Annotated in this window: 24 protein-coding genes and 1 pseudogene; 13 read left to right on the top strand and 12 right to left on the bottom strand. The window is 71.9% G+C overall.

Annotated elements, in window-relative coordinates; all coding sequences use genetic code 11:
- Entirely contained in the window at positions 1-234 is a 234-nt protein-coding gene (locus ACVHNB_RS32290) for a ferredoxin (protein ID WP_428954987.1), read from the top strand.
- Between the two features lie 56 nt (positions 235-290).
- Positions 291-1,154, top strand: a complete 864-nt coding sequence (locus ACVHNB_RS32285) for a tetratricopeptide repeat protein (protein WP_428954988.1) — start codon at positions 291-293, stop codon at positions 1,152-1,154.
- Here the strand turns inward: ACVHNB_RS32285 and ACVHNB_RS32280 are convergent.
- On the bottom strand, positions 1,151-1,780 hold the full coding sequence (locus ACVHNB_RS32280; RefSeq protein WP_428954989.1) for a TetR family transcriptional regulator: 630 nt from the start codon (positions 1,778-1,780) through the stop codon (positions 1,151-1,153). The genes ACVHNB_RS32285 and ACVHNB_RS32280 overlap by 4 nt on opposite strands.
- 184 nt (positions 1,781-1,964) lie before the next feature.
- Here ACVHNB_RS32280 and ACVHNB_RS32275 point away from each other — a divergent pair, with 184 nt between their 5' ends.
- The 3 genes from ACVHNB_RS32275 to ACVHNB_RS32265 are packed head-to-tail and all read left to right on the top strand — an operon-like array spanning position 1,965 to position 5,091.
- Positions 1,965-3,290: a glycosyltransferase family 4 protein gene (locus ACVHNB_RS32275; RefSeq protein ID WP_456226466.1), complete on the top strand. Its 1,326-nt coding sequence runs from the start codon at positions 1,965-1,967 to the stop codon at positions 3,288-3,290.
- Positions 3,284-4,024: a class I SAM-dependent methyltransferase gene (locus ACVHNB_RS32270; RefSeq protein ID WP_428954991.1), complete on the top strand. Its 741-nt coding sequence runs from the start codon at positions 3,284-3,286 to the stop codon at positions 4,022-4,024. The genes ACVHNB_RS32275 and ACVHNB_RS32270 overlap by 7 nt, the downstream gene beginning before the upstream one ends.
- Complete coding sequence (locus ACVHNB_RS32265) at positions 4,021-5,091, top strand: prenyltransferase/squalene oxidase repeat-containing protein (protein ID WP_428954992.1); 1,071 nt, start codon at positions 4,021-4,023, stop codon at positions 5,089-5,091. The genes ACVHNB_RS32270 and ACVHNB_RS32265 overlap by 4 nt, the downstream gene beginning before the upstream one ends.
- Here the strand turns inward: ACVHNB_RS32265 and ACVHNB_RS32260 are convergent.
- Positions 5,088-5,366 carry a hypothetical protein gene (locus ACVHNB_RS32260; protein WP_428954993.1) on the bottom strand — a complete coding sequence of 93 codons (279 nt, stop codon included), beginning with the start codon at positions 5,364-5,366 and terminating at the stop codon, positions 5,088-5,090. The two genes, ACVHNB_RS32265 and ACVHNB_RS32260, sit on opposite strands and share 4 nt — an antisense overlap.
- A gap of 149 nt (positions 5,367-5,515) precedes the next feature.
- Between ACVHNB_RS32260 and ACVHNB_RS32255 the strand changes: the two genes are divergently transcribed.
- Positions 5,516-6,037 carry a hypothetical protein gene (locus ACVHNB_RS32255; RefSeq protein ID WP_428957674.1) on the top strand — a complete coding sequence of 174 codons (522 nt, stop codon included), beginning with the start codon at positions 5,516-5,518 and terminating at the stop codon, positions 6,035-6,037.
- A gap of 12 nt (positions 6,038-6,049) precedes the next feature.
- Here ACVHNB_RS32255 and ACVHNB_RS32250 read toward each other — a convergent pair whose 3' ends face one another.
- The 7 genes from ACVHNB_RS32250 to ACVHNB_RS32220 form a co-directional block, all read right to left on the bottom strand.
- On the bottom strand, positions 6,050-7,060 hold the full coding sequence (locus tag ACVHNB_RS32250) for an LLM class F420-dependent oxidoreductase (protein WP_456226465.1): 1,011 nt from the start codon (positions 7,058-7,060) through the stop codon (positions 6,050-6,052).
- Positions 7,061-7,174: 114 nt separating this feature from the next.
- Positions 7,175-8,050, bottom strand: a complete 876-nt coding sequence (locus ACVHNB_RS32245) for a hypothetical protein (RefSeq protein WP_456226464.1) — start codon at positions 8,048-8,050, stop codon at positions 7,175-7,177.
- 128 nt (positions 8,051-8,178) lie between these two features.
- Positions 8,179-9,207, bottom strand: coding sequence for an N-acetylmuramoyl-L-alanine amidase (locus ACVHNB_RS32240; protein ID WP_456226463.1), 1,029 nt, complete (start codon positions 9,205-9,207; stop codon positions 8,179-8,181).
- Positions 9,208-9,229: 22 nt separating this feature from the next.
- Entirely contained in the window at positions 9,230-9,898 is a 669-nt protein-coding gene (locus ACVHNB_RS32235) for a class I SAM-dependent methyltransferase (protein ID WP_428957675.1), read from the bottom strand.
- Positions 9,899-9,924: 26 nt separating this feature from the next.
- Positions 9,925-11,235, bottom strand: coding sequence for a M20/M25/M40 family metallo-hydrolase (locus tag ACVHNB_RS32230; RefSeq protein ID WP_456226462.1), 1,311 nt, complete (start codon positions 11,233-11,235; stop codon positions 9,925-9,927).
- Positions 11,232-12,593 carry a cytosine permease gene (locus ACVHNB_RS32225; protein ID WP_456226461.1) on the bottom strand — a complete coding sequence of 454 codons (1,362 nt, stop codon included), beginning with the start codon at positions 12,591-12,593 and terminating at the stop codon, positions 11,232-11,234. The genes ACVHNB_RS32230 and ACVHNB_RS32225 overlap by 4 nt, the downstream gene beginning before the upstream one ends.
- Positions 12,594-12,597: 4 nt before the next feature.
- On the bottom strand, positions 12,598-13,551 hold the full coding sequence (locus ACVHNB_RS32220) for a DUF1177 domain-containing protein (protein ID WP_428954999.1): 954 nt from the start codon (positions 13,549-13,551) through the stop codon (positions 12,598-12,600).
- A 157-nt stretch (positions 13,552-13,708) separates the two neighbouring features.
- Between ACVHNB_RS32220 and ACVHNB_RS32215 the strand changes: the two genes are divergently transcribed.
- Both ACVHNB_RS32215 and pepE read left to right on the top strand, forming a co-directional pair.
- The gene (locus ACVHNB_RS32215; protein ID WP_428955000.1) at positions 13,709-14,527 is read left to right on the top strand and encodes an IclR family transcriptional regulator; all 819 of its coding nucleotides are present in this window, start codon (positions 13,709-13,711) and stop codon (positions 14,525-14,527) included.
- A gap of 37 nt (positions 14,528-14,564) precedes the next feature.
- Positions 14,565-15,290, top strand: a complete 726-nt coding sequence (gene pepE / locus ACVHNB_RS32210; RefSeq protein ID WP_456226460.1) for a dipeptidase PepE — start codon at positions 14,565-14,567, stop codon at positions 15,288-15,290.
- 3 nt (positions 15,291-15,293) lie between these two features.
- On the opposite strand, the gene ACVHNB_RS32205 is transcribed toward pepE, so the two are convergent.
- From ACVHNB_RS32205 to ACVHNB_RS32195, 3 genes and pseudogenes are all read right to left on the bottom strand, one after another.
- Positions 15,294-15,497, bottom strand: coding sequence for a DUF397 domain-containing protein (locus ACVHNB_RS32205; protein ID WP_428955002.1), 204 nt, complete (start codon positions 15,495-15,497; stop codon positions 15,294-15,296).
- Positions 15,457-15,627, bottom strand: a pseudogene (locus ACVHNB_RS32200) (XRE family transcriptional regulator); the annotation flags it as partial. The gene ACVHNB_RS32205 and the pseudogene ACVHNB_RS32200, both read right to left, overlap by 41 nt.
- A gap of 95 nt (positions 15,628-15,722) precedes the next feature.
- Positions 15,723-17,477, bottom strand: a complete 1,755-nt coding sequence (locus ACVHNB_RS32195) for an MFS transporter (RefSeq protein ID WP_428955003.1) — start codon at positions 17,475-17,477, stop codon at positions 15,723-15,725.
- A gap of 249 nt (positions 17,478-17,726) precedes the next feature.
- Between ACVHNB_RS32195 and ACVHNB_RS32190 the strand changes: the two genes are divergently transcribed.
- From ACVHNB_RS32190 to ACVHNB_RS32170, 5 genes are all read left to right on the top strand, one after another.
- A complete protein-coding gene (locus ACVHNB_RS32190; RefSeq protein ID WP_428955004.1) occupies positions 17,727-19,904 on the top strand; it encodes an acyl-CoA dehydrogenase in 2,178 nt (725 codons plus the stop codon).
- Positions 19,905-19,962: 58 nt separating this feature from the next.
- Positions 19,963-20,877, top strand: a complete 915-nt coding sequence (locus ACVHNB_RS32185) for a LysR substrate-binding domain-containing protein (RefSeq protein ID WP_428955005.1) — start codon at positions 19,963-19,965, stop codon at positions 20,875-20,877.
- Positions 20,878-21,044: 167 nt separating this feature from the next.
- Positions 21,045-22,397: an MFS transporter gene (locus tag ACVHNB_RS32180; RefSeq protein ID WP_456226459.1), complete on the top strand. Its 1,353-nt coding sequence runs from the start codon at positions 21,045-21,047 to the stop codon at positions 22,395-22,397.
- A 21-nt stretch (positions 22,398-22,418) separates the two neighbouring features.
- Positions 22,419-24,077 carry an acyl-CoA dehydrogenase family protein gene (locus tag ACVHNB_RS32175; RefSeq protein ID WP_456226458.1) on the top strand — a complete coding sequence of 553 codons (1,659 nt, stop codon included), beginning with the start codon at positions 22,419-22,421 and terminating at the stop codon, positions 24,075-24,077.
- Positions 24,070-25,290 (top strand): CaiB/BaiF CoA transferase family protein, encoded by a 1,221-nt coding sequence (locus ACVHNB_RS32170; RefSeq protein WP_456226457.1) that lies wholly within the window; start codon positions 24,070-24,072, stop codon positions 25,288-25,290. The genes ACVHNB_RS32175 and ACVHNB_RS32170 overlap by 8 nt, the downstream gene beginning before the upstream one ends.
- The last annotated feature ends 3 nt before the right edge of the window (positions 25,291-25,293 follow it).

The raw sequence follows: 25,293 nt of genomic DNA, 5'->3' as shown, positions 1-25,293 counted from the left end.
ATGGGTGACCGGTGGCACGTGGAGGTCGACCGGAGCGTCTGCATCGGCTCGGGCATGTGCCTGAACAACGCGCCGGGCGCCTTCCGCCTCGACTCGGCGCGGCAGTCCCATCCCGTGGACCCGGACGTGGACGCGGGGGAGGCCGTGCTGGCGGCGGCGGAGGGGTGTCCCGTGGAGGCGATCACGCTGGCGCTGGCCGACACGGGCGAGGTCGTCTTTCCGCCCGAGGAGTGAGCGCGGCAAGGCCCGGGATACGCTCCTGCGGATCTGACGGCAGGGGTGGGAGAACCGTGCACAAGGAAGAGGCCAGGCAACTGCTCGCGCAGGCGCGCGAGGCGTGGGACGAGGAGGAATGGGCGCGCTCCGCGGAGCTGTACGAGCGGGTGCTCGCCCACTTCCCCGACGAGGGGCCGAGCGCGGAGTGGTGGTACGACGCCGCCCTCGCCCACAAGTTCCTGCGCGACTGGGACACGGCGTACGCCCTGGGCAAAGAGGCGGCCGCCCGTGCCGAGCGCGGCACGAACGACCCGGCGTTCTGGAACCTCGGCATCGCCGCGACGATCCTGCGCGACTGGACGACCGCGCGGGACGCCTGGGAGGGCTTCGGCATCCCGATCCCCGACGGCGACGGCCCGATCGAGACCGACTTCGGTCACGTGGGCGTGCGCCTCGACACCGCGGACGGACAGGAGGTCGTGTGGGCGCGGAGGCTGTGTCCGACGCGGGCGCGGGTGCTGAACGTTCCGGTGTCCGCGGGGCGCCGGTTCGGCGAGATCGTCGTCCACGACGGCGAACCGCGGGGCGAGCGGATCGTCGACGGGAACCGCTACCCGGTTTTCGACGAACTGCTGCTCTTCGAGCCGTCCCCGCTGCCCACCTGGGAGGCGACGGTCGGCGCGGGCGAACCCGCCGACCTGGAGGAGTTGCTGGAGCTGTTCCAGGAGCGCGACTTCGGGGCGGAGCCGGCCGACGCCGTCGAGCTGCTGTGCACCTGCTGCAGCGAGGGCAGCAGGGAGCAGCGGCGCCGTGTCCACGCGGGCTCCCAGCGGGTGACCTTCGCCGCCCCCGAGCAGGACGTGCGCGAGCTGCTCGACACCTGGTGCGGCCGGACGCTGCTCGGCCGCACCTGGAGCGGGCTGCGCCCGGTCGGCTAGACCGTCCCGTCCCGCTGCGGCGCGGTCAGGTCGATCAGCTTGCACACCGTCTCGATGTCGATCTTGACCTGGGCGATCGACGCCCGGCCCGACAGCCATGTGATGAGCGCCGAGTGCCAGGTGTGCTCGATGACCCGGACCGCCGAGAGCTGCGCGGGGGTCGGGTCGTCGAGTTCCATCGCGTCCAGGATGATCGCCGTCGTCTGCCGGGAGACCTGGTCGACCTCGGGGCTGACGCTGCGGTCCGCGAACGTCAGGGCCCGGACCATCGCGTCCGCGAGGTGCGGCTCGCGCTGCAGCGCGCGGAAGGCCCGCATCAGCGTCTCGGCGACCCGCTCGGCGGGGGAGTCCGAGGACGGCGGACGCTTGCGGACCGTGGTGTGCATGTGCTGCAGCTGGTCCTGCATGGTGGCGACCAGCAGATGGACCTTGCTCGGGAAATAGCGGTACAGCGTGCCGAGCGCGACCTGCGAGGACTCGGCGACCTCGCGCATCTGCACCGCGTCGAAGCCGCCGCGCGCCGCGAGCTGGGCGCTCGCGTGCAGGATGCGGCGGCGCCGCGCCTCCTGCCGCTCGGTGAGCGCGGGGGCACCCTGCGCGGAGCTTCTGCCGTCCGGAGCTGTCATGAGTTCGCTTCCGTGTCCCGTGGTCCCGGCCGTGGCGTGAATCACCCGATCCACCGGTCACAGCCTGGCTACCTGCCGGTAGATTCGGTGCTCATTGAACGATCAAGTCTGAAACTTGTTCTAGATTAGCGTCCCCACGTAGTGTCCAGTGTCCACGGGCAAGCAGGGAGAAGGGTGGCCTGGAGTGACCGCGGAGTCGTTGCGCATCGCTCTCCTCACGTACAAGGGCAACCCGTTCTGCGGTGGCCAGGGTGTGTACGTACGGCACCTGTCCCGGGAGCTGGCCCGGCTCGGGCACCGCGTCGAGGTCATCGGCTCCCAGCCGTACCCCGTGCTCGACGCGGGCGAGGACCTGGAGGGTCTCTCCCTCACCGAGCTGCCGAGTCTCGACCTGTACCGCAGCCCCGACCCCTTCCGTACCCCCAAGAGGGACGAGTACCGCGACTGGGTCGACGCCGTCGAGGTCGGCACCATGTGGACCGGCGGGTTTCCCGAACCGCTGACCTTCTCGCTGCGCGCCCGCCGCCATCTGCGCGCCCGGCGCGGCGCGTTCGACGTCGTGCACGACAACCAGACCCTCGGATACGGCCTGTTGGGCGGACCCGCCGCGATCGGCGCCCCGCTCGTCACCACCATCCACCACCCCATCACCGTCGACCGGCAGCTGGAGCTGGACGCCGCGGAGACCTGGAAGCGGCGGATGTCGGTGCGCCGCTGGTACGCGTTCACGCGCATGCAGAAGCGCGTCGCGCGCCGCCTGCCGTCCGTGCTCACCGTCTCCGGCACCTCCCGCGACGAGATCGTCCAGCACCTCGGCGTGCGCGAGAGCCGGATCAGTGTCGTCCACATCGGCGCCGACACCGACCTCTTCTCGCCGAATCCGGCCGTACCGGAAGTGCCCGGCCGGATCGTCACCACCTCCAGTGCCGATGTCCCCCTCAAGGGACTCGTGTACCTCGTCGAGGCGCTCGCCAAGGTGCGCGCCGAGCAGCCCGACGCGCATCTCGTCGTCGTCGGCAAGCGCGCCGAGGACGGGCCCGTCGCCCAGGCCATCGAGCGGTACGGGCTGGAGGGCGCCGTCGAGTTCGTCAAGGGCATCAGCGACCAGGAGCTCGTCGACCTGGTGCGCTCCGCGCAGGTCGCCTGCGTCCCCTCGCTCTACGAAGGGTTCTCGCTGCCCGCCGCCGAGGCCATGGCCACCGGCACCCCGCTCGTCGCCACCACCGGAGGCGCGATCCCCGAGGTCGCGGGCCCCGACGGAGAGACCTGCCTCGCGGTGCCGACCGGCGACCCGGGCGCCCTCGCGGCGGCCCTGATCCGGCTGCTCGGCGACCCGGCCCTGCGCACCCGGCTCGGCGCCGCGGGCCGCGCCCGCGTCCTCGACCGGTTCACCTGGGCGCGGGCCGCGCAGGGCACGGCCGAGCTGTACCGTGCCTCGATCGACGCCGCCCCCGGCATCTCCGTACGACCTCACCAGGAAACCCCCCAGGAAAGCAGGGCCACGTGCTGACCGTCGACTTCACCCGCTTCCCGCTCGCCGCGGGCGATCGCGTCCTCGACCTCGGGTGCGGGGCCGGACGGCACGCGTTCGAGTGCTACCGGCGCGGGGCGCAGGTCGTCGCGCTCGACCAGAACGCGGAGGAGATCGCCGAGGTCGCCAAGTGGTTCGCCGCCATGAAGGAGGCCGGTGAGGCCCCCGCGGGCGCCACGGCCACCGCGATGGAGGGCGACGCGCTCCAACTGCCCTTCCCCGACGAGTCGTTCGACGTCGTCATCATCAGCGAGGTCATGGAGCACATCCCCGACGACAAGGGCGTGCTCGCCGAGATGGTGCGCGTCCTCAAGCCCGGCGGGCGCATCGCCGTGACCGTGCCCCGCTACGGCCCCGAGAAGGTCTGCTGGGCGCTGTCCGACGAGTACCACGAGGTCGAGGGCGGCCACATCCGCATCTACAAGGCCGACGAACTGCTGGGCAGAATGCGGGAAGCGGGCCTCAAGCCCTACGGCACGCACCACGCGCACGCCCTGCACAGCCCCTACTGGTGGCTCAAGTGCGCGTTCGGCGTCGACAACGACAAGGCGCTGCCGGTGAAGGCGTACCACAAGCTCCTGGTCTGGGACATCATGAAGAAGCCCGCCCTGACCCGGGTCGCCGAGCAGCTCCTCAACCCCGTCGTCGGCAAGAGCTTCGTCGCCTACGCCACCAAGCCGCACCTGCCGAAGGCCAGCGGGGCCGCTGAGTGAGCAGCCCCGAGCGGACCGAACTCCTCGTACTGGACGGCGTACTGACGGCTGATCAGGCAGCGCACACGGTGCGCGGCATACTGGCCGTGCAGCGCCCGGACGGCGCCATCCCGTGGTTCCGCCGCCACCACCTCGACCCGTGGGACCACACCGAGGCCGCCATGGCGCTCGACGTGGCCGGCGAGCACGAGGCGGCCGAGCGCGCCTACGCGTGGCTGGCCCGGCACCAGAACGAGGACGGGTCCTGGTACGCCGCCTACCACGACGGCGACCCGCACGACGTCACCGACCGCGGCCGCGAGACCAACTTCGTCGCGTACGTGGCCGTCGGCGTCTGGCACCACTACCTCTCCACCGGCGACGACGCGTTCCTGGACCGCATGTGGCCCGTGGTGTGCGCGGCGGTCGGGTTCGTGCTGCGGCTGCAGCAGCCCGGCGGCCAGATCGGCTGGAAGCGCGAGCTGGACGGCAGTGCCGTCGACGACGCGCTGCTGACCGGCAGTTCGTCGATCCACCACGCGCTGCGCTGCGCGCTCGCCATCGCCGACCAGCGCGAAGAGCCGCAACCCGACTGGGAGTTGGCCGTCGGCGCGCTGCGGCACGCGATCCGGCGTCACCCCGAGCGGTTCCTCGACAAGGACCGCTACTCCATGGACTGGTACTACCCGGTGCTCGGCGGCGCGCTGCGCGGCGCCGAGGCGAAGGCGAGGATCGAGGGCGACTGGGAGCGGTTCGTGGTGCCGGGGCTCGGCGTGCGCTGCGTCGTGCCCAACCCGTGGGTGACCGGCGGCGAGAGCGCCGAACTCGCCCTCGCCCTGTGGGCGATGGGGGAGTCCGACCGCGCGCTGACGATCCTGCAGGACATCCAGCACCTGCGCGATCCGCGCACCGGCCTGTACTGGACCGGTTACGTCTTCGAGGACCGGGCCGTCTGGCCCGAGGAACTCACGACCTGGACGGCCGGGTCCGTGCTCCTCGCCGTCGCCGCCCTGGGGGGCGACGAGGCGACGTGCTCGGTGTTCGGTGGGGAGCAGCTGCCGTCCGGCGTCGAGCCGGACTGCTGTTAGCGCAGCCGGCCCGCGATGGCGTGGCCGACGGCCAGGTAGACGACGGCGGCCAGACCGTATCCGGCGACCACGCGGGCCCAGGCTTCGTCGAAGGTGAACAGGTCGTAGGACCAGCCGGCCAGCCAGTTGGCCGCATCGTGGATGAACTGGACCAGGTCGTTGCCGCGGTTGGCATCGAGCAGGTACATCAGGATCCACAGACCGAGTATCAGCGCCATGATGTCGGCGACGACCACGATGGCTCGGGCCGCGCTGTTGCCGCGAGTAGATGACATAGTCTCCGTTTGACCGCAACCCGTTCGATGAAACCCGGACGATGGCGCTCGAGTGGCGGCGGTGTGCGCAGCGGGTGACGCTGCGGGGAAGTGTGCAGTCCCACCCCGGAGGTACCGCGGTGCTCAGCTTCCCCCTTCCCGTACGGCGCATGGTCGTGGCCGTCCTCATGTGCGGCACCCTGCTCGCCGGCACCACCGCGTGCGGTGGCGACGACAAGGACGCGACGGCCAACCCCAGTGCCACCAGCTCGGCCGAGCGGCAGAAGCTCGCCAAGACCCGGTTCGTGGCCAACGCGAGCATCGCGGCCGGCGCGACCTACCAGTGGATCGTGAAGCCGTGGCGGGCCGGCAAGTTCAAGAGCGGCGCGGACGGACGCAAGTTCGCGCTGGTCAAGGCGGGCCTCGCGGGCGCGCTCACCTACAACCGGCTGAAGGCCGCGGTGAAGAACGCCGAGGGCGACCCCACGCTCTCCAAGGCGGTCGCCCCGCTCTCCGCCGGCATCGACGCGCTCAAGGACCTGCCGAGCAAGCTGCGCAAGGGCGACGGCGTCGACTCGGTCGCCTCGTCCTTCGACGACATCATCAACAACGTGAAGAACGCCGGCAAGGACGCGGGCGCGACGGTCACGGACAAGGTGCCGTCCGCGTCCGAACTGACCAAGGGCTCCTGAGGGGCGGGCGGTTCAGGAGTTCAGCTCCGCGAGGACGCGCAAGGTGTCCGGGTCCGGTGACAGGAGCAGCAGGTCCGTCACCGGGCCCTTGCGCCACGCCTCCAGCCGCTCGGCGATACGGGCGCGCGGGCCGACGAGCGAGATCTCGTCGGCGAACGCGTCCGGCACCGCGAGCACCGCCTCCTCGCGCCGCCCCTCGGCGAACAGTTCCTGGATGCGGCGCGCCTCGGCCTCGTACCCCATGCGCGCCATGAGATCGGCGTGGAAGTTACGGGTGCTGTGCCCCATGCCGCCGATGTAGAAGCCGAGCATGGCCTTGACGGGCAGCAGGCCCTCGGCGACGTCGTCGCAGACCTTCGCCCGGGCCATGGGCGCGATCATGAAGTTCGCCGGCAGTTCGGTGAGCGACGCCTCGTAGACGTCCGTCCGGGTCGGCGACCAGTACAGCGGCAGCCAGCCGTCCGCGATCCTGGTCGTCTGCGCGATGTTCTTCGGGCCCTCGGCGCCGAGCAGGACCGGCAGGTCGGCGCGGAGCGGGTGCGTGATGGGCTTGAGGGCCTTGCCGAGCCCGGTCCCGTCCTCGCCCCGGTACGGGTGGGCGTGGAAGCGTCCGTCGTTCTCGACCGGGCCCTCGCGCCGCAGTACCTGCCGCACGACGTCGACGTACTCACGGGTGGCGGTCAGGGGCGACCTCGGGAACGGGCGGCCGTACCAGCCCTCCACCACCTGCGGCCCGGACAGCCCGAGCCCGAGCATCATCCGGCCGCCGGAGAGGTGGTCGAGGGTGAGGGCGTGCATCGCCGTCGTGGTGGGGGAGCGGGCCGCCATCTGCGCGATGGCGGTGCCGAGCCTGATCCGGCTCGTGTGCGCGGCGAACCAGGTCAGCGGGGTGAAGGCGTCACTGCCCCAGGACTCGGCGGTCCACACCGAGTCGTAGCCCAGGTCCTCGGCGTCGCGGACGAGGTCCAGGTGGTCGGGGTTCGGGCCGCGTCCCCAGTAGCCGAGTGCGAGTCCGAGCCGCATACGAGCCCCCTGTGGCGACAACGATCTGACGGTCAGTCAGGTTCCGGGTGCGACTGTACGCGAAAGGCCCCTCGCCCGGAAGGTGGGCGAGGGGCCTTCAAACGGCGCGAGGGATCAGCCGCGCTGGATCCCGGTGGTGTCCTGGAGGACGCCACGACGGCCGTCCTGCGTCTGGGCGACGAGGCCGGGGCCGCGCTGCTCGACGGCCAAGTACCAGGTACCCGGCGCCAGTTCGGCGATCGGCGTCGGTGAGCCGTCCTCCGCGTACAGCGGACGCGGCACCGGAACGGCGAACCAGAACGGCGAGAAGTCGGAGGCGGGCTGCCCGCCCTGCGAGGGCTGCGGCGCCGGGGCGGCGGCGGCCTGCTGCGGCTGACCGCCGAAGTGCTGGCCGGGGCCGGGCTGTCCCGGACCGGGCTGTCCCGGACCCGGCTGCGGACCGTACGGCTGGCCGGGCTGCTGGGCGCCCGGGTAGCCGTAACCACCCTGCGGCTGACCGCCGTAGGGCTGCGGCTGCTGCGGGCGCGGGGCACCGAGGAGGGCGGCCTTGAGGGCCGGGACCAGGGGGGTGGCGATCGCGGCGGCGGCCATGATCAGGGTGGCGATGAGGGCGAGGATGGCGCCGATACCCGCGTCGGGACCGCCGCTGCTGCTGGTGCCGACATTGTTCGCGCCGCCGGACGGGTCGAAGATGTTGCCGAGCGCGCCCCACGCGGCGAACACGGTCGCCGCGACACCGAACTGGCCGAGGTCGAGACCGGCCACCTTGGTCGGCTGCGGCAGCCCCCGGGAGACGACGATGAGGACCGCGCCGATGATGCCCGAAAGGACAACACTCATCAGCAGCGGGCCGCTGCTCCACGAGTTCGGGAGGTCGACGCTGTCGGGCGCGCCGTCGATCGAGTAGATATCGAGGAACGAGGCGATGAACAGCAACACCGCTGCTCCGATCACCACGCCGTCGCCTCGAGTGAGGGAGCGGATATTCACTTCAGGTCCTTCGTCAGTCGTCTCGTCGTCGGAGGAGGCGGCGCCATGCGCGGGGGTGGCCCCTCATCGTACGGAGGACACTATCGTCCGTGTCCTGTGGGTGTCTGCCGAGATCCACAGGGTGACACCTACCCGCGCAGGAAACTCACGATTCCCTCAGAGATGCCCTGGGCCGCCTTCTGCCGCCACGCGCCGGAGGTCAGCCGGCCCGCGTCCTGCGTGTCCCTCATGTTGCCGCATTCGAGGAAGACCTTGGGCACGCTCGACAGGTTGAGTCCGCCCAGGTCGGAGCGGGTGTCCAGGCCCGTGCCGCCACCGATGTAGTTCGACGGGGGCTCGCCCGTGACCTGGAGGAACTTGCCCGCGACGCGCTCGCCGAGGTCGCGTGACGGGGCGACGATCCGACGGGTGTCGGCGCCTCCCGCGTGCACGGATGCGGGAAGGATCACATGGAAGCCACGGTTGCCGGCGGCGGAGCCGTCCGCGTGGAGGGAGATCGCGGCGTCGGCCTTCGCCTGGTTGCCGATCCGGGCGCGCTCGTCGACACAGGGGCCCCAGGACCGGTCGCCGTCCTGCGTCAACTTCACCGTGGCGCCCTGCTGTTCCAGGAGGGTGCGCAGGCGGCGCGACACGTCCAGCGTGAACTGGGCCTCGGTGTAACCGGCGTTGGTGGACGTGCCGGTGGTGTCGCACTCCTTGGAGGCGTTGCCGACGTTCACCTTCCGATTGATATCGGCCGTGTGCTGAAAATTGCCCGGATTGTGACCCGGGTCGATGACGACGACCTTGCCCTTGAGGGGGCCCGAACCACCGCCCGCCGGATTCGAGGAAGTCTTTGACGCGGCCGGCTTCGAGGGGGTCTTCGACGGGGCCGACTTCGAAGGTGACGCGCTCGGCTCCTTCGCGTCCGGAGCCGACGGCGTACCGGCCGCGGACGTCGAGGCCGCTCCCCCGGGGAGCATCCTCGACGGCCCGCTGTCGCGGGGGCCGCTCACGACCTGCCACACCAGCCAAGCCGCGAGCGCCGTCGGCACGAGCACGGCGATGCCGACGAGCACCGGGCGGCCGCGGAACCGGCGCCCGCCGCCTTTGCGACCCGGGTCGCCATCGGGGTAGAAGTCATCAAAGCCATCAGGTTCCGGACCTACGTACGACACGTTCCCGACCTTAACCGCGCGCTCAGATCCCTGCGCCGGTTCGGCGCAGGACGCGCAGCGAGTCGCGCTCCGAGACCTCGGTGAACGCGCCGGACGCGAGGGCCCGCCGGTACACGCGGTACGGGGCCTGGCCCGTCCACTCGTCGTGCTTGACCGGGAAGACGTCGTGGATGACGAGCAGCCCGCCGTCGGCGACGTGCGGGGCCCAGCCCTCGTAGTCGGCGGTGGCGTGCTCGTCGGTGTGGCCGCCGTCGATGAAGACGAGGCCGAGGGCTCCGCCCCAGACCTTCGCGACCTGGGGCGACTTCCCGACGAGCGCGACCACGTGGTCCTCCAGGCCCGCCGCGTGCAGCGTGCGGCGGAACGTGGGGAGCGTGTCCATGAGCCCGACCACCGGGTCGATGGTCTCCGGGTCGTGGAAGTCCCACCCCGGCTGCTGCTCCTCGCTGCCCCGGTGGTGGTCGACGGTGAGTGCCGTGACCCCGGCGGCGCGGGCCGCGTCGGCGAGCAGGAGCGTGGAGCGCCCGCAGTACGTGCCGACCTCCAGGAGCGGCAGGCCGAGGGCCGCCGCCTCGACGGCGGCGGCGTACAGCGCGAGCCCCTCGTCGAGCGGCATGAAGCCCTTCGCCTTCTCGAAGGCGGCGAGGACGTCCGGGGCCGGGGTGCTCCCTGAAGTGGTCATGCCGCCCATGCTGCCGTACGCCGCCGAGCGCCCGCTCAGCAGCCCTGCCACAGGCGGGTCATCACCCGTACCCCGAACCGCAGGCCCTCCAGCGGGACGCGCTCGTCGACGCCGTGGAAGAGGCGTCCGTAGTCCAGGTCGGCGGGCAGCTTCAGGCCCTTGAAGCCGAAGCAGCGGATGCCGAGGTGGGTGAAGGCCTTGGCGTCGGTGCCGCCCGGGTTGCAGTACGGGACCGGGTGGCCGTCCGGGTCCTCGGCGCGCACGGCCGCGCACATGGCGTCGACGAGCGGACCGTCGAACGTCGTCTCCATGGCGATGTCGTGGTTGACCCACTCGCGGGAGACGGACGGGAGGAGCAACGCGTCGATGGCGTCGATGAGTTCCTGCTCGTGGCCGGGGAGGAAGCGGCCGTCGACGCGGGCCGTCGCCTTCCCGGGGATGACGTTGGTCTGGTAGCCGGCGGTGAACATGGTGGGGTTCGCGGAGTTGCGGAGCACCACCTGCATGAAGTCCGCGACGTGGCCCAGCTTGGCCAGCTCCGCGTCCAGGTCCTCCGCCTCGAAGTCGACCGTCACGCCCTGGAGGTCGGCGGCCTCCTGGAGCAGGGCGCGGACCGGCTCGATGAGACGGACGGGGAAGGTGTGGCGGCCGATGCGGGTGAGGGACTCGGCGAGGTCGGTCACCGCGTTCTCGTCGTTGGGGGAGGAGCCGTGGCCCGCCCGCCCGGTCGCGGTCAGCTCCATCCACGCCATGCCGCGCTGCGCGTTCTCGATCGGGTAGAGGCGCCGGGTGTCGTCGAGCGCGTACGAGAATCCGCCGCCCTCACCGATGGCTTCCGTGACGCCCGCGAACAGGTCGGGCCGGTGCTCGACGAGCCAGTGCGCGCCGAACTTGCCCCCTGCCTCCTCGTCGGCGAGGAACGCGAGCACGAGGTCGCGGGACGGCTTCGTGCCCGTACGGGCGAAGTGGCGGGCGGTGGCCAGCATCACGGCCACCGTGTCCTTCATGTCGATGGCGCCGCGGCCCCACAGATAGCCGTCGCGGATCTCGCCGGAGAACGGCGGGACCTGCCACTCGGCCGCGTCGGCCGGTACGACGTCGAGGTGTCCGTGCACGAGCAGGGCGCCGCGCGAGCGGTCGGCGCCCTCGATGCGGGCGATGACGCTGGCCCGTCCCGGCGCGCTCTCGACGAACTCGGACGCGATGCCGACCTCGGCCAGCTTGTCCTCGACCCAGCGGGCGCAGGCCCGCTCGTCGCTGGTCGGGTTGGAGGTGTCGAAGCGGATCAACTCGGCGCACAGTTCGACGACTTCGCGCTGGGCGTCCTCGGAAGCAAGGGTGGTCATGCCGCTCCTACGGGGGCTTGCTCGGCGGCGACGGGGACGGACTCCTCGTCGTCGGCCAGGGTGGTCGTGCCGTACGTCCTGATCCAGCCGAGCAGCCCGAGCACGGTGTAGAGGACGAAGGCGGTGGCGAGGGAGTTCAGGGCCGGGATGCCGCCGTCGTAGAACTTGCCGACGCAGAACGCGGCGGCCCAGATGGCCAGGGACATCGGCACCCAGGTCGGCGAGGTCGTCGGCAGGGTGCCGGCCTCGCGGGTCTCGTCCAGCGGCCTGCGCATGCGGCGCACCACCCAGTACTCGGCGACGACGATGCCGCCGATGGGCGGGATGGCCACGCCGAGGACCGTCAGGAAGTCGGTGAAGTGGGTCATGATGCCGACCGCCGACAGGACGGTGCCCGCGATGCCGAGGGCGATGGTGACGGCGCCGCGGTGCAGGCGCTTCTTGAAGACGACCTGGAAGAAGTTGACGACGCCGAGCGAGGAGCCGTACAGGTTCCAGTCGTTGATCTTCGCGGTCGACATCAGGACGACGAGGACGCCGAAGACGCCGGACGTGGAGAGCACGATCTGCGAGACCTCGTTGCTCTTGACCATGTGGCCGAGGAGCACGCCGGTCAGGCCCACGATGTACTCGGAGAGGATCATCGAGGACGCCGTCTGCAGGAAGACGTGGCTGCCCTTCTTGTTGTAGCGGGTCATCTCCGGGGCGACGATCGCGCCCGTCATGTAGCCGCCCGCGATGGCGGTGGCGGCGACGGACAGCGGGATGGCCTGGCCCGGCGGCGGGGAGCTGATCAGGTCGCCGATCGAGTGCTCGCTGAGCGCGTCGATCACGGACCAGGCCACCATCGCGAAGAACAGCGGGGTGACGATCTTCGCGAAGACCGCCATGTAGCGGAAGCCGAAGATCACCAGGACCGTGATGGCGAGGCCCGCCACGATGCACCACAGCCACGCGGGGCCGCCGACCAGCGACGAGACGCTGTTGCCGAAGATCGTGTTCTGCACGCCGAACCAGCCCACGAGGCTGACCGCGATGACGAAGCTGACGAGCGCCGAGCCGTTGCGCCCGAAGCCGACCCAGCGGGTCAGCAGGGGTGTCGCGAGGCCTTCCCGCATCCCCGCGAAGCCGATCAGGAAGATGACCACTTCGAGGATGACCGCGCCGAGCGTGAAGGCGAGGAAGGCGTCGCCGAAGGTCATGCCGACGCCGATGGTGGCGCCGAGCGTGAACTGCGAGATGGAGCCGGACTGGGCGAGCCACTGGAGCAGCATCGTCCAGAAGCCGAGCCGCTTGTCCCGCGGGACTCTGGACAGCGCGTAGTCGTCACTGCCCACGTTCTTCTTGGTGGTGGCCATGGCGTCACGACTCCGAGGGTGCGTTGCCGAGGGTCTGCAGGTGGGTGAGCGAGCCGTAACGGCTCACGAGGGCGTCGAACTCCACCGCGTCGTGGAAGTCGAGGCGCCCGCCGCCGTACGCCTTCGCGGTCTCGACGGCGAACCGGGCCGCGGCCGCGATGTCGGTCTCGTGGCTGGCGCCGGTCTGGCAGCCGGGGACCGCCGCGGCCGAGGTGACCGCGAGGCCGACGACCGGGGCGGCGGTCGCCGTGGCCGGCTGGAGGATCGAATTGATGTGGTGTGCACCGTTACCGTACGGCGTGATGTCCTGCGTGGTCACGGGGTACGTGACCAACGGCTCACCGGTGACGACGGCGAGCAGCTCGCCCAGCTGCTCGCTCACCCGCAGCACCCACCCCTCCTTGACGGTGGGGGACAGGGCGAGGCCCTTGTGGTTGATGATGCGGTTGCCCTTGGTGGTGTCGATGGAGAGCACGGCCTCCATGTCGGCGGTCACCTCGTGCCGGTTCATCGTCGCGATGTCGACCGGCGAGTCCATGAACGGCACCGGGTCGTGCGGGGCGGTCGGCGCGTCCGGGCAGACGTGCGTGGCGACGACGACGTCGCCGTCGAGCACGTCGCCGCGGCGGCGCATGTCGAGGAGCTTGGCGGCCGTCGCGAGCGCGGCGACCGCGCCGTCCGCGTCGGAGACCAGGCCCGTCATCTCGGGGCGGGCGCCCACGCCGCCGAGGCGGCCGACGACACCGAGCGTGCGGGCGCTGCCGCCCCGGCTGCGGCCCTCGGTGCCCGGGATGCGGACGAGGACGAAGTCGGTCGAGCCGCGCTCGCCCTCCACGGTGGTCACCTCGGCGCCGGAGCCCGCCGGGCCCGCGAGCGAATCGAGGTAGGAGACGGCGCGCTTGCCGTCGGCGTCGGGGTCGTCCAGCAGATCGACGATGTCCAGGACGTACTTCAACATGCGAGTCCCTCTCACTGCTTGCCGCGCCGACTGCTCGGAGCGGTGCCAGGCGACCGGTCGCGGTTCCCACCGGTGCTGACAGTAGATTCGGGATCCGTTAGCGTTGTCGGCAACTGTTTCCCGTTATTTGCAATTAAGGTCTGGATGGTGAGATGGCGTGGCGGACATCCCGCTCGACCGGAAGACCCCGGCCGGCGCGCTGCAGACCGTCGACCGTGCCCTGCTGGTGCTGCTCGCCTTCGAGCGGACCCGGCCCGACTGGGGCGTGACGGAGGTCGCCGCCGAGTTCGGCTGGGACACCTCGGTCGCGCAGCGGCTGCTGTCGACGCTGGCGGGACGCGGCTTCCTGGTCTCGGACCCGGCGACGCGCCGCTACCGCATCGGCCCGGCGGTCCTCCGGCTCGGCAGGCTCTGGGAGCGCTCGGGCTCCCTGGAGCTGCTGGCCGGACCGGTCCTGGAGGAGCTGCGCGCCGCGACCGGCGACACGGTCCTCTTCTGCCTCCCCGACAGCTTCCACATGCGCTGCGTCGCGGCCGTCGAGGGCGAGGAGGGGCCGCTGCGCTACTACCCGCTGGTCGGCGAGCTGTACCCGGCGCACGCGGGCGCCACCAGCAAGTCGTACTACGCGTACCTGCCGGACGACCAGCGCCACCGGCTCTTCCGGGGCCGCCCGATGGCCCGCTTCACCGACCGCACGGTCACCGACCCGGACGAGCTGGAGCGGGAGTTCCTCGCCGTCCGCGCCCAGGGCTACGCGTGGACGGTCGGCGAGTACGACGCCGGGATCGGCACGGTCGCCGTCCCCGTGTTCCTGGGGCGCGAGCCGTACGGGAGCCTCAGCCTCGGCGCCGCCAAGGAGCGCTTCCCGGAGGGGCCCGACGACCGGCTCGACGTGCTGCGCAAGGCGGCCGCCCTGCTGGAGAAGCGGCTCACGCACCCGCCGCAGCGCCGCCGCCGGGCCACGGGCACCAAGTGATCATCCGCACCACCCTGTTGATAGGAGCCACCCCTTCATGAACCTGCTGCTGCTCTCCAACTCCACCCAGTACGGCCGCGGTTACCTCGCCCACGCCCTGGACACCGTCACCGGATTCCTGCCGGCGCGGGCCCGCCTCGCGTTCGTCCCGTACGCGCTCGCCGACCACGACGCGTACACCGCGAAGGTGCGCGGCGCGCTGGGAGGGGCCGGGATCGAGGTGCACGGCGTCCACGAGGGCGGCGACCCGCTGGGCCAACTCGCCTCTGCGGACGCGGTGTTCATCGGCGGCGGCAACTCCTTCCGGCTGCTGAGCGCGCTCTACCGCACCGGCCTGCGGGACGCGGTGATCAAGGCGGTGCGCGACGGCCTGCCGTACATGGGTGCCAGTGCCGGCACCAACATGGCCGCGCCGACGCTCCGCACGACCAACGACATGCCGATCGTGCAGCCGCCGTCCTTCGAGACGCTCGGCCTCGTCCCGTTCCAGATCAACCCGCACTACCTCGACCCGGACCCGGCCTCCACGCACAAGGGCGAGACCCGCGAGGAGCGGCTGACCGAGTTCCTGGAGGAGAACGACGTGCCGGTGCTCGGGCTCCGCGAGGGGTCCTGGCTGCGGGTGGCGGGGGAGCGGGCCACGGTCGAGGGCGCGCGTGACGCCCGCCTGTTCCGGCGGGGCGCCGCGCCTCTTGAGCTGGCCGTCGGTGCGGATGTCTCGGAGCTCCTTAAGGGGGAGCCCCGGTTCGACGTGCGTTCCTAGGCGCTAGATGCGTCCGCGGGCGGCGGCGGCCACGAACGCGCCGAATGCGGTTGGGGTGACCTGGAAGTGGCCCCGGCCGGGGTCCTTGGAGTCACGGATGGCTACGGTGCCGGTGGGGGCGGCGACTTCGATGCAGTCTCCGCCCGTGTTGCCGCTGTAACTGGACTTACGCCACTGGGCGTTGGTCGGATCCTGCGGGCTGCCCATAACGATCCTCCAGTACGTGCCTGATCAGCGCTGCCGAGTCCTCCACGGAGAGGGCTGTGACCTGCAAGCTAGCGCAACGAAGGCTCGCTTCCCGAACGGTTTCCGGGTTGGCGGTCATGTGCCCTTGGATGGCGCCGCCGCGCAATAAGCCCCCGGACAGCGAGAAGACGCGCCGCGCAAGCGCGCGACGCGTCTTCTCCAGGGCCGCCCGAAGCCCCCGTCGACCTACTGCGCAGCCGGTACGGCCTGCTCGGCCACCGCCTGCAGTGCCAGATCCACCCGCACCGGACGGTTCTCGCCGTGGTGCGTGGCGGCCGAGGCGCGCGGCGCGTGGCCCGCCGCCGTCACCGCGAGGACGTAGGAGCCGCCCTCGGGGACGTCGAGGGCGTAGTGGCCCTCCAGGTCGGTCAGCGCGGCACCGGCCTGGCGGCCGCGGCGGTCGATCAGGGTGACCTTGGCGTGGGCGACGGGCAGGCCCGCCGGGTCCAGGACCTGGCCGCGGAAGTGGGCGAGGGCCTCCTCGGCCCGCGCCAGGTTGGCGTCCTCCTCGCTGGAGGCGCGCAGCTGGACGTGCTGCCGGGCGGTCGCCGCGCGGCGCTTCGGCAGGAACAGGGCGAGCAGGACGCCCATCGCGACCGCGGCCGTGGCGATCAGGAACGAGATGCGGAAGCCGTGCATGGTCGGGATCGCGACGCCGCCCGCGTGGTGCGCGGTGTTGGCGAGGACCATGCCGATGACCGCCGACGACACCGAGGTGCCGATGGAGCGCATCAGGGTGTTGAGACCGTTGGCCGCGCCCGTCTCGGACGGGTCGACCGCGCCGATGATGAGCGCGGGCAGCGAGGAGTAGGCCAGGCCGATGCCCGCGCCCACGACCACCGAGATCACGATCGTCTGCCAGGCGGCGCTCATCAGGCCGAGCCCGGCGCCGTAGCCGATCGCGATGATCAGCATGCCGAGGATCAGCGTGACCTTCGGGCCGAAGCGGGCCGACAGGCGGGCGTAGACCGGGGCCGTGAACATCATGGTCAGGCCGAGCGGCGCCACGCACAGACCGGCGACGACCATCGACTGGCCGAGGCCGTAGCCGGTGGCGGACGGCAGCTGGAGGAGCTGCGGCAGGACCAGGGAGATCGCGTAGAACGCGACACCGACCATGATCGAGGCGAGGTTGGTGAGCAGGACCTCGCGACGGGCGGTGGTGCGCAGGTCGACCAGCGGGGCCTTCAGGCGCAGCTCCATCGCGCCCCAGCCGAGGAGCACGACGACCGCCGCGGCGAACAGGCCGAGCGTGGTGCCGCTGCCCCAGCCCCAGTCGCTGCCCTTGGTGATCGGCAGCAGGAGCAGGACCAGGCCGAGCGAGAGGCCGAGCGCGCCCGCGACGTCGAAGCTGCCCTGCGCCCGCAGCGGGCTCTCGGGCACGAAGACGAGGGTGAGGACGATCGAGACGACGCCGAGTGCGGCGGCGCCGAAGAACAGCGCGTGCCAGTCGGCGTGCTGGGCGACGAGCGCGGCCAGCGGCAGCGCGAGGCCACCGCCGACGCCGATCGAGGAGGACATCAGCGCCATGGCCGAGCCGAGCTTCTCGGGCGGCAGCATGTCGCGCATCAGGCCGATGCCGAGCGGGATGGCGCCCATGGCGAAGCCCTGCAGGGCGCGGCCCGCGATCATCACGAGCAGGTTGTCCGTGAAGCCGCAGATCAGGGAGCCCACGACCATGATCGCGAGGCTGGCGAGCAGCATCCGGCGCTTGCCCGCGAGGTCGCCGAGGCGGCCCATGATCGGCGTGGACACGGCGCCGGCGAGCAGGGTCGCGGTCAGGACCCAGGTGGCGTTGGAGGGGGCGGTGTTCAGCAGCTCGGGCAGGTCCTTGATCACCGGCACGAGCAGGGTCTGCATGACCGCGACGACGATGCCGGCGAAGGCGAGGACGGGGACGACGCCGCCTGTTCGGCGAGGAGTGGTCGTCGGCTGGGACATTACGGAGGGCCTCCGGAAGGCGGTCTCGGGAACGGCGAAGGTGCGCGTACAGCGGTGGGCGCGCGTACGTCGGCGTGCGGGCAGGTTGTGTGTAGCTCGAACCTGTTTCCCGAGGCGACTATTCCGACGATCGTCGTACGACCGGGAACCTTGACCTTTTCATTACACAGCCATCCGGTGAAGAGAGTTTCTGACTTGGCGTCAGATTCGGTCTTCCGCTCTACTGGAACGTGTTCTACCGTGCGCCGCATGGGGATCGCCATCACGCAGGAACAGCGGGAACTCGCGGACGCCGCGCGCGGCTGGATCGCCCGCGCCGTGCCGCCCGAGAAGGTGCGCAAGCTGCTCGACGCCCCGGCCGCACCCGGCCACCGCCCGCCCTACTGGGACGGGCTCGCCGGGCAGGGCCTGCTCGGGGTGCACCTGCCGGAGGCGTACGGCGGCGGGGGCGGGACCCTGCTCGACCTCGCGGTGGTCGTCGAGGAGGCGGGCCGGGCGGCGCTGCCCGGCCCGTACGTGGGCACCGTGCTGGCGGCGGAGGTGCTGCGGCGGGCGGGACGGCACGAACTCGCCGGGGCGCTGGCCGCCGGTGAGCGGATCGGCGCCGTCGCGTTCGGCCCCGGCGGGCTCACCGCCGCCGCCGGGCCCGACGGGCTGGTCCTCGACGGGGCCGCGCCGCCCGTGCTCACCGGCTGCGACGCCGACCTGCTGCTGCTCGGCGCCACGACCGACGACGGCGTCGTCTGGGCCGCCGTCGACGCCGGCACCCCCGGCCTCACCGTGCGGCCGCACGACGGCGCCGACCCGACCCGGTCCACCGCCGAGGCCGTCGCCGCGGGCGCCGTCGTCCCCGCGGACCGGATCCTCGCCGTGGACAGCGCCCTCGTCCGTGATCTCGCCGCGGTCCTGCTCGCCGCCGACGCCTGCGGTACCGCCGCCTGGGCCCTGCACACCGCCGCCGAACACGCCAAAGTACGCGAGCAGTTCGGCCGCCCCATCGGACAGTTCCAGGGCGTCAAGCACCTCTGCGCCGACATGCTCGTCCGGGTCGAGCAGGCCTGCGCCCTGGTGTGGGACGCGGCGCGGGCCCTCGACGAGGACAGCCCCGCCGAGGTCCGCGCGCTCGCCGCCGCGCTGGCGGCCGGGACCGCCCTCGACGCCGCGTACGGCTGTGCCAAGGACTGCATCCAGATCCTCGGCGGCACCGGCTTCACCTGGGAGCACGACGCCCACCTGTATCTGCGCCGGGCCGTCGTCGCCCGGCAGCTGCTCGGCGCCGGGGACGCGCACCGGCTGCGCGCGGTGCGGCTCGCCGAAGCGGGCGCCCGCCGCGAGCTGCGGTTCGCGCTGCCCGCCGAGGCGGACGCCCACCGGGAGCGGGCCCGGGCGGTGATCGACGGGGTGCGCGGCCTCGACCCGGCCGCCGCCCGCCGCGCCCTGGCGCCGACCGGCTACGCCGCCCCGCACCTGCCGCCGCCGTACGGACTGGGCGCCGGGCCGGTCCAACAGCTGTCGGTACAAGAGGAGTTGAAGGCGGCCGGGGTCAAGGTCGCCGACCTCGGCATCGCCACCTGGGTCGTCCCCTCCCTCCTCACCTACGGCACCGAGGCGCAGCGCGACCACTACCTCCCGGCGACGCTGCGCGGCGACCTCCTGTGGTGCCAGCTGTTCTCCGAGCCGGGCGCCGGCTCCGACCTCGCCTCACTGCGCACCCGCGCCGAACGCACCGAGGACGGGCGCTGGCGGATCAACGGCCAGAAGGTGTGGACGAGCGCCGCCCAGTGGGCCGACCACGGCATCCTCCTGGCCCGCACCAACCCCGAGGCCCCCAAGCACAAGGGCCTCACCTACTTCCTCGTCGACATGAAGCACACCGACGGCATCGACATCCGCCCGCTGCGCGAGATCACCGGCGACTCCCTCTTCAACGAGGTCTACTTCGACGACGTCCTGCTGCCCGCCGACGCGGTGGTCGGCGAGGTCGACGACGGCTGGCGGGTCGCCCGGCACACGCTCGGCAACGAACGGGTCCACATGGCCGACCAGTTGACCTTCGACACGGGCCTGGAGGCGCTCCTGGCGCGAGCGGGTGACCTGGACGGCGCGTACCGGGCCCGGATCGGGGCCCTCGCGGCGGAGGCGCACGCGCTCGGCTGCATCGGCCTGCGCACCACGATCCAGCAGGTCGCGGGGGAGGAGCCGGGTGCCGGGGCCTCCGTCAGGAAGCTGGTGCAGACCCCGCACCAGCAGAAGGTCGCCGAACTGGCCCTCGAACTCCTCGGCCCGGCGGGAGCGCTCCGCGAGGGGCCGGGCGAGCGGGCGCTGCACGGGTTCCTGCTGTCCCGGTGCCTGACGATCGCGGGCGGGACGACGCAGGTGCAGCTGAATGTGGTGGCCGAGCGGATCCTGGGGCTGCCGCGGGACTGAGGCCTGTTCGGCGGTGGCGGATCCCAGGGCCAGGACCCCGGTGCGTAAGGTCGGCCCCGTGGAGCTGAAACACCTCACCGGATTCGTGGCCGTCGCCGAGGAACTGCACTTCGGGCGGGCCGCCGAGCGGTTGCACATGGCCCAGTCCCCGCTCAGCCAGCAGATCAAGCTCCTCGAACGCGACCTCGGGGTCAAGCTCTTCGACCGCACCACCCGCACCGTCCGCCTCACCCCGGCCGGGCAGTCCCTGGTGGAGCCGGCCCGGCGGCTGCTCGCCGACGCCTCCGCCGTACGCCGCACCGTGCGCGCCGCCCACCTCGGCGAGGTCGGCCGGGTCACGGTCGGTTTCGCCGGGGCCAGCAGCTACTCCGCGCTGCCCCTGCTCACCCGCGCCGTCACCTCCCGGCTCCCCGGTATCGAGCTGGTCCTGGAGGGCCAGACGTACACCGGCGAGGCGCTGCGCCGGGTCACCGACGGCAGCCTCGACATCGGCTTCGTCGCCCTGCCGGTGCGGCGCGGCATCACCGCCCGCGTCGTGCGCATGGAGCGGCTCGTGCTCGCCCTGCCCGACAGCCATCCGCTCGCCGGGCGCGCCGAGGTGCCGGTGCGGGAGCTCGCGGGGGAGCCCATCGTGACGTTCCCGCTCTCCCGCGAGTCGGCGGTGCGCGAGGCGATGGTGCAGGCCTGCCACGACGCCGGGTTCGCGCCCCGGATCGCGCAGGAGGCCCCGGACTCGTACAACATGCTGGCCCTGGTCGGCGCGGGCGTCGGTGTCGCCGTCGTCGTCGAGTCCGCCCGCAACATCCACCTGGAGCACGTCGTCTTCCGGCCGCTCGCCGGGGACGACGTGCCGGTGCTGCCGATCGCCCTCGGCTGGCGCACGGGCAATCCCTCGGCGGCTCTCGAAGCGGTGCTGCAGGTGGCGGAAGAGGTGCTGCCGACGCCGCCCGACGCACCGGATCATGCCGGATGACGTCTTAATCGGGCCCGTTATTGGTCTTGGACACCACCTAATGGCGCGGTGCAGAGTGATCCACGTCTCGCGACGGAGCGAGGACGGGCCGCTCGGTGTCCCCGCCTGTACCCCTTCACTGCCGTCGCCCTCCGCCGCGGGACCTGCCGCAACGAGAGGACGCTCGCATGCAGCACGACACCCCCGCCGTGCCCGCCGCCCCGGCCCCGCCCGACCCCGGGCTCGCCCGTGACGCCCGCCGCGCCGGCGTCACCGCCTTCGTCGGCACCACCATCGAGTGGTTCGACTTCTACATCTACGGATCGGCCTCCGCGCTGGTCCTCGGCAAGATCTTCTTCGCCGACGCCTCCCCGGCCGTCGGCACCCTCGCCGCGTTCGCCACCTTCTGGGTCGGCTTCCTCGCCCGCCCCCTCGGCGGCCTGGTCTTCGGGCACTTCGGCGACAAGTACGGCCGCAAGAAGGCCCTGGTCGTGACGCTCACGATGATGGGCGGCGCCACGTTCTGCGTGGGCCTGCTGCCCGGCTACGGCCAGATCGGCGCGGCCGCACCGGTCCTGCTCGTCCTGCTGCGCATGATCCAGGGCGTCGCCATGGGCGGCGAATGGGGCGGCGCTGTCCTCATCGCCACCGAGTACGCCCCGCCCAAGCGCAAGCTCCTCTACGGCGCCTTCGCCCAGCAGGGCTCCCCGGTCGGCAACCTGCTCGCCACGCTGGCCTTCCTCGGCATCGCCCAACTCCCCGACGCCGCCTTCGAGTCGTGGGGCTGGCGCGTGCCGTTCCTGTTCTCCGCCGTGCTCGTCGCCGTCGGCCTGTTCATCCGGCTCAAGCTCGCCGAGACCCCGGAGATGCAGGCGGCCCTCGCCCGCAACAAGCCGGTCAAGCTCCCCATCAAGACCGTGCTCACCCGCTACCCGATGCTCGTCTTCCTCGGCGTCATCGCGGGCACGGCCGGCGTCGCCATCACCTACGTGAAGACGACGTTCGCCCTGTCCTGGGCCACCTCCGACCTGGACTTCGACCGGACCTCCTTCCTCACGGTCATCTCGCTCGCCCTCGTCGTGCAGGTGATCGTGCAGCCCTTCGGCGCCGTCCTCGCGAGCAAGTGGCCCGTACGCAAAGCCGTGCTGTGGATGCTGCTCCCCGAATTCGTCGTGCTGCCACTGATGTTCGTGCTCGTGGGCACGGGGAACTTCTGGCTGGCCGTCCTCGGAATGGGCCTGGCCACCTTCCCGCACGCCATGTACTACGCGGCGCTCGCCGGCATCCTCGCCCGCGTCTTCCCCGTCGAGGTCCGCTACACCGGCATGTCCCTGTCGTACCAGCTGTGCACGACCCTCTTCGCCGGGACCGCGCCGATCGTCTCCCAGTACCTGCTGAACGCCTCCGGCTCGATCTGGCCGGTCGTCGCCCTCGGCCTCGGCTACACCGCGATCACCCTCGCGGGTGTGCTGCCGCTGCTCGCCCGCACCGGCGACCGCGCCACCGAACCCGCCACCTCCCGTGCCGCACAACCCGCCTGACCGGAGCCACCCTTGCCTGCCATGAACTTCGCCGACCGCGACCCCGCCCTGCGCCCCCTCCTCGACCGCGTCCTGACCGCAGAGGATCGTCACCGCGTCGAACCCCTCCTCGCCGAACTCGGCGAGCTGGCCGCGGGCGACCTCGACCGGCAGGCCGCCCTCGCCGACGCCAACCCGCCGCGGCTTGTGCAGTACGCCCCCGACGGCACCCGCGTCGACGAGATCGCCTTCCACCCCGCCCACGACAAGGCCGCCTCCCTCGCCTACGAGCGGTTCGGGCTCGCCGCGATGTCGCACCGCCCCGGCGTCCTCGGCTGGCCCACGAAGGTCCCGCACACCGTCAAGTACGCCCTCTCGTACCTCTATGTACAGTCCGAGTTCGGCATGGCCTGCCCGCTCTCCATGACGGACTCGGCCGCCCGCATCCTGCGCCTGTTCGACCCCGAGCGGTACGCCGACGAGATAGCCGCCCTGTCCTCCACCGACCCCGGACTCCGCGCCACCGGCGCGATGTTCATGACCGAGAAGCAGGGCGGCACGGACGTCGGACTGACGGAGACCGTCGCCACCGACCAGGGCACCCACTGGACGCTGACGGGGCAGAAGTGGTTCGCCTCGAACCCGTCCGCCGACGTGATCCTCACCCTCGCCCGCGTCCCCGGCCAGGGCGACGGCACCCGCGGCCTCGGCATGTTCCTGGTCCCGCGCCTGCGCCCCGACGGCACCCGCAACGCGATCCGCATCGACCGCCTCAAGGACAAACTCGGCTCGAAGTCCATCGCCAGCGGCGAGGTCACCCTGGAAGAGGCGTACGCCACCCCCGTCGGTCAACTCACCGACGGATTCCGGCAGATGGCCGAGATGCTCAACGTCTCCCGCCTCTCCAACGCCATGCGCGCCACCGCCCTGATGCGCCGCGCCGTCCGCGAGTCGATCGACCACACCCGCACCCGCCACGTCTTCGGCAAGCCCCTCTTCGACCAGCCGCTCATGCGGGCCACGCTGCTCCCGATGATCCTCGACACGGAAGCCGCCCTGCACCTGGTGATCGAGGCCGCCGCCCGGCTGAGCGCCGCCGACGACGGGGACGCCGACGCCCGCGCGCTGGTCCGCGTCCTCACCCCGCTCGCCAAGCACACCCTGTGCAAGCGGGCCCGCACCGTCACCGGCGAGGCCATGGAGATCCGCGGCGGCAACGGCTACATCGAGGACTGGGTCAATCCGCGCCTGGTCCGCGACGCCCACCTCGGCTCCATCTGGGAGGGCTCCTCGAACGTCATCGCCCTCGACGTGCTGCGCTGCATGCGCCGCCAGAACGCCCACGCCACCCTCGCCGACACCTACGGCGACCGGCCCGCCACCCGCGCCCGCTGGGAACTCCTGCGCAAGAAGGGCGACGCGCTCCTCCAGCTCCCGGGCGAAGAACAGGAGATGCGGATCGGCCGGTACGCCGACGAGCTGACCCGCGCCGTCATGGAGACCCTCCTGCACGACCAGGCCGACCACGAGACCCGCACCACCGGCGACGGCCGCGCCCTCCTCGTCGCCCGCTGCTACAGCACCCTGCTCGACGAGGGCGACCCGGCCGCGCTGCCCCGCCCCGCCCTGGACCACTTCGCCGAACTGGCGGATGGTGGACGGGTCCCGCTCGACGACCTCCGGGAGAACGACCGTGCCTGACCAGAGCCCCGCCCCCCTCGCGGGCATGAAGGTCGTCGACCTCTCCAAGATCCTCGCCGGGCCGTACGTCACCATGTCCCTGGCCGACCTCGGCGCCGACGTCATCAAGGTCGAGCACCCCGACGGCGGCGACCCCACCCGCGCCTGGGGCCCGCCCTTCAACGGCCCCGACGCCACGTACTACCTGGCGGCCAACCGCAACAAGCGCTCCGTCACCCTCGACCTCAAGTCCGCGGGCGGCCAGGAGGCCGTGCACCGGATGCTCGCCGACGCCGACGTCATGGTCGAGAACTTCCGCCCGGGCTCCTCGCTCGCCCGCCTCTTCGACTACCAGGAGCTGAGCGCGCGCTACCCGCGCCTGGTCATCCTGCACATCTCCGCGTTCGGCGACACCGGACCCCTGCGCGACGAACCCGGCTACGACATGGTGGCGCAGGCGAGCGCCGGCCTGATGTCCCTCACCGGCGAACCCGACGGACCGCCCGTCAAGGCCGGATACGCGATGGGCGACCTCGGCGCCGCCCTGTTCGGCCTCATCGGCGTCAACGCGGCCCTCGTCGAACGCGAGCGCACCGGCCTCGGCCAGTACGTCACGACCTCCCTGTACGAGTCCCAGCTCGCCCTGCACATCAACTGGGCCACCGGCTACTTCGCCACCGGCGAGCGCCCCACCCGGCTCGGCTCGGGCCACCCCAGCCTCGTCCCGTACCAGGCGTACCCGGCCGCCGACGGCCACTTCGTGATCGCGGTCGGCAACGACGCCCTGTTCCGCCGCCTGGTCACCGCCCTCGGCCACCCGGAGTGGGCCGACGACCCGCGCTTCGCGGCCAACCGCGACCGGGTCGCCCACCGCACGGCCCTCAACGCCAAGCTGGAGTCCGTCCTCGTCGACGAGCCCGTCGCCCACTGGACCGGCCTGCTGAAGCCGCTCGGCGTGCCCGTCGCCGCCATCCGCACCCTCGACGAGGTCTACGACTGCCCGCAGACCGCCGCGCTCGACATGGTGCAGAAGGTCGACCACCCGGATGCCGGACCGCTCCAGCAGGTCGCGTTCCCGGTCACGTTCCGCGGCGGGCGCCCGCCCGTGCGCAGCGCCCCGCCCACCCTCGGCCAGCACAACAGGGCCATACTCGCCGAACTCGGGTACGGGGAGAAGGAGATCGACCGTCTTCTCGACGTGCCCGAAGACCACCCTCACCCGCAAGGAGCCTGAGCC

It is taken from the genome of Streptomyces sp. YJ-C3 (assembly GCF_053891275.1).
This window is presented reverse-complemented; position numbering and strand designations above follow the sequence as displayed.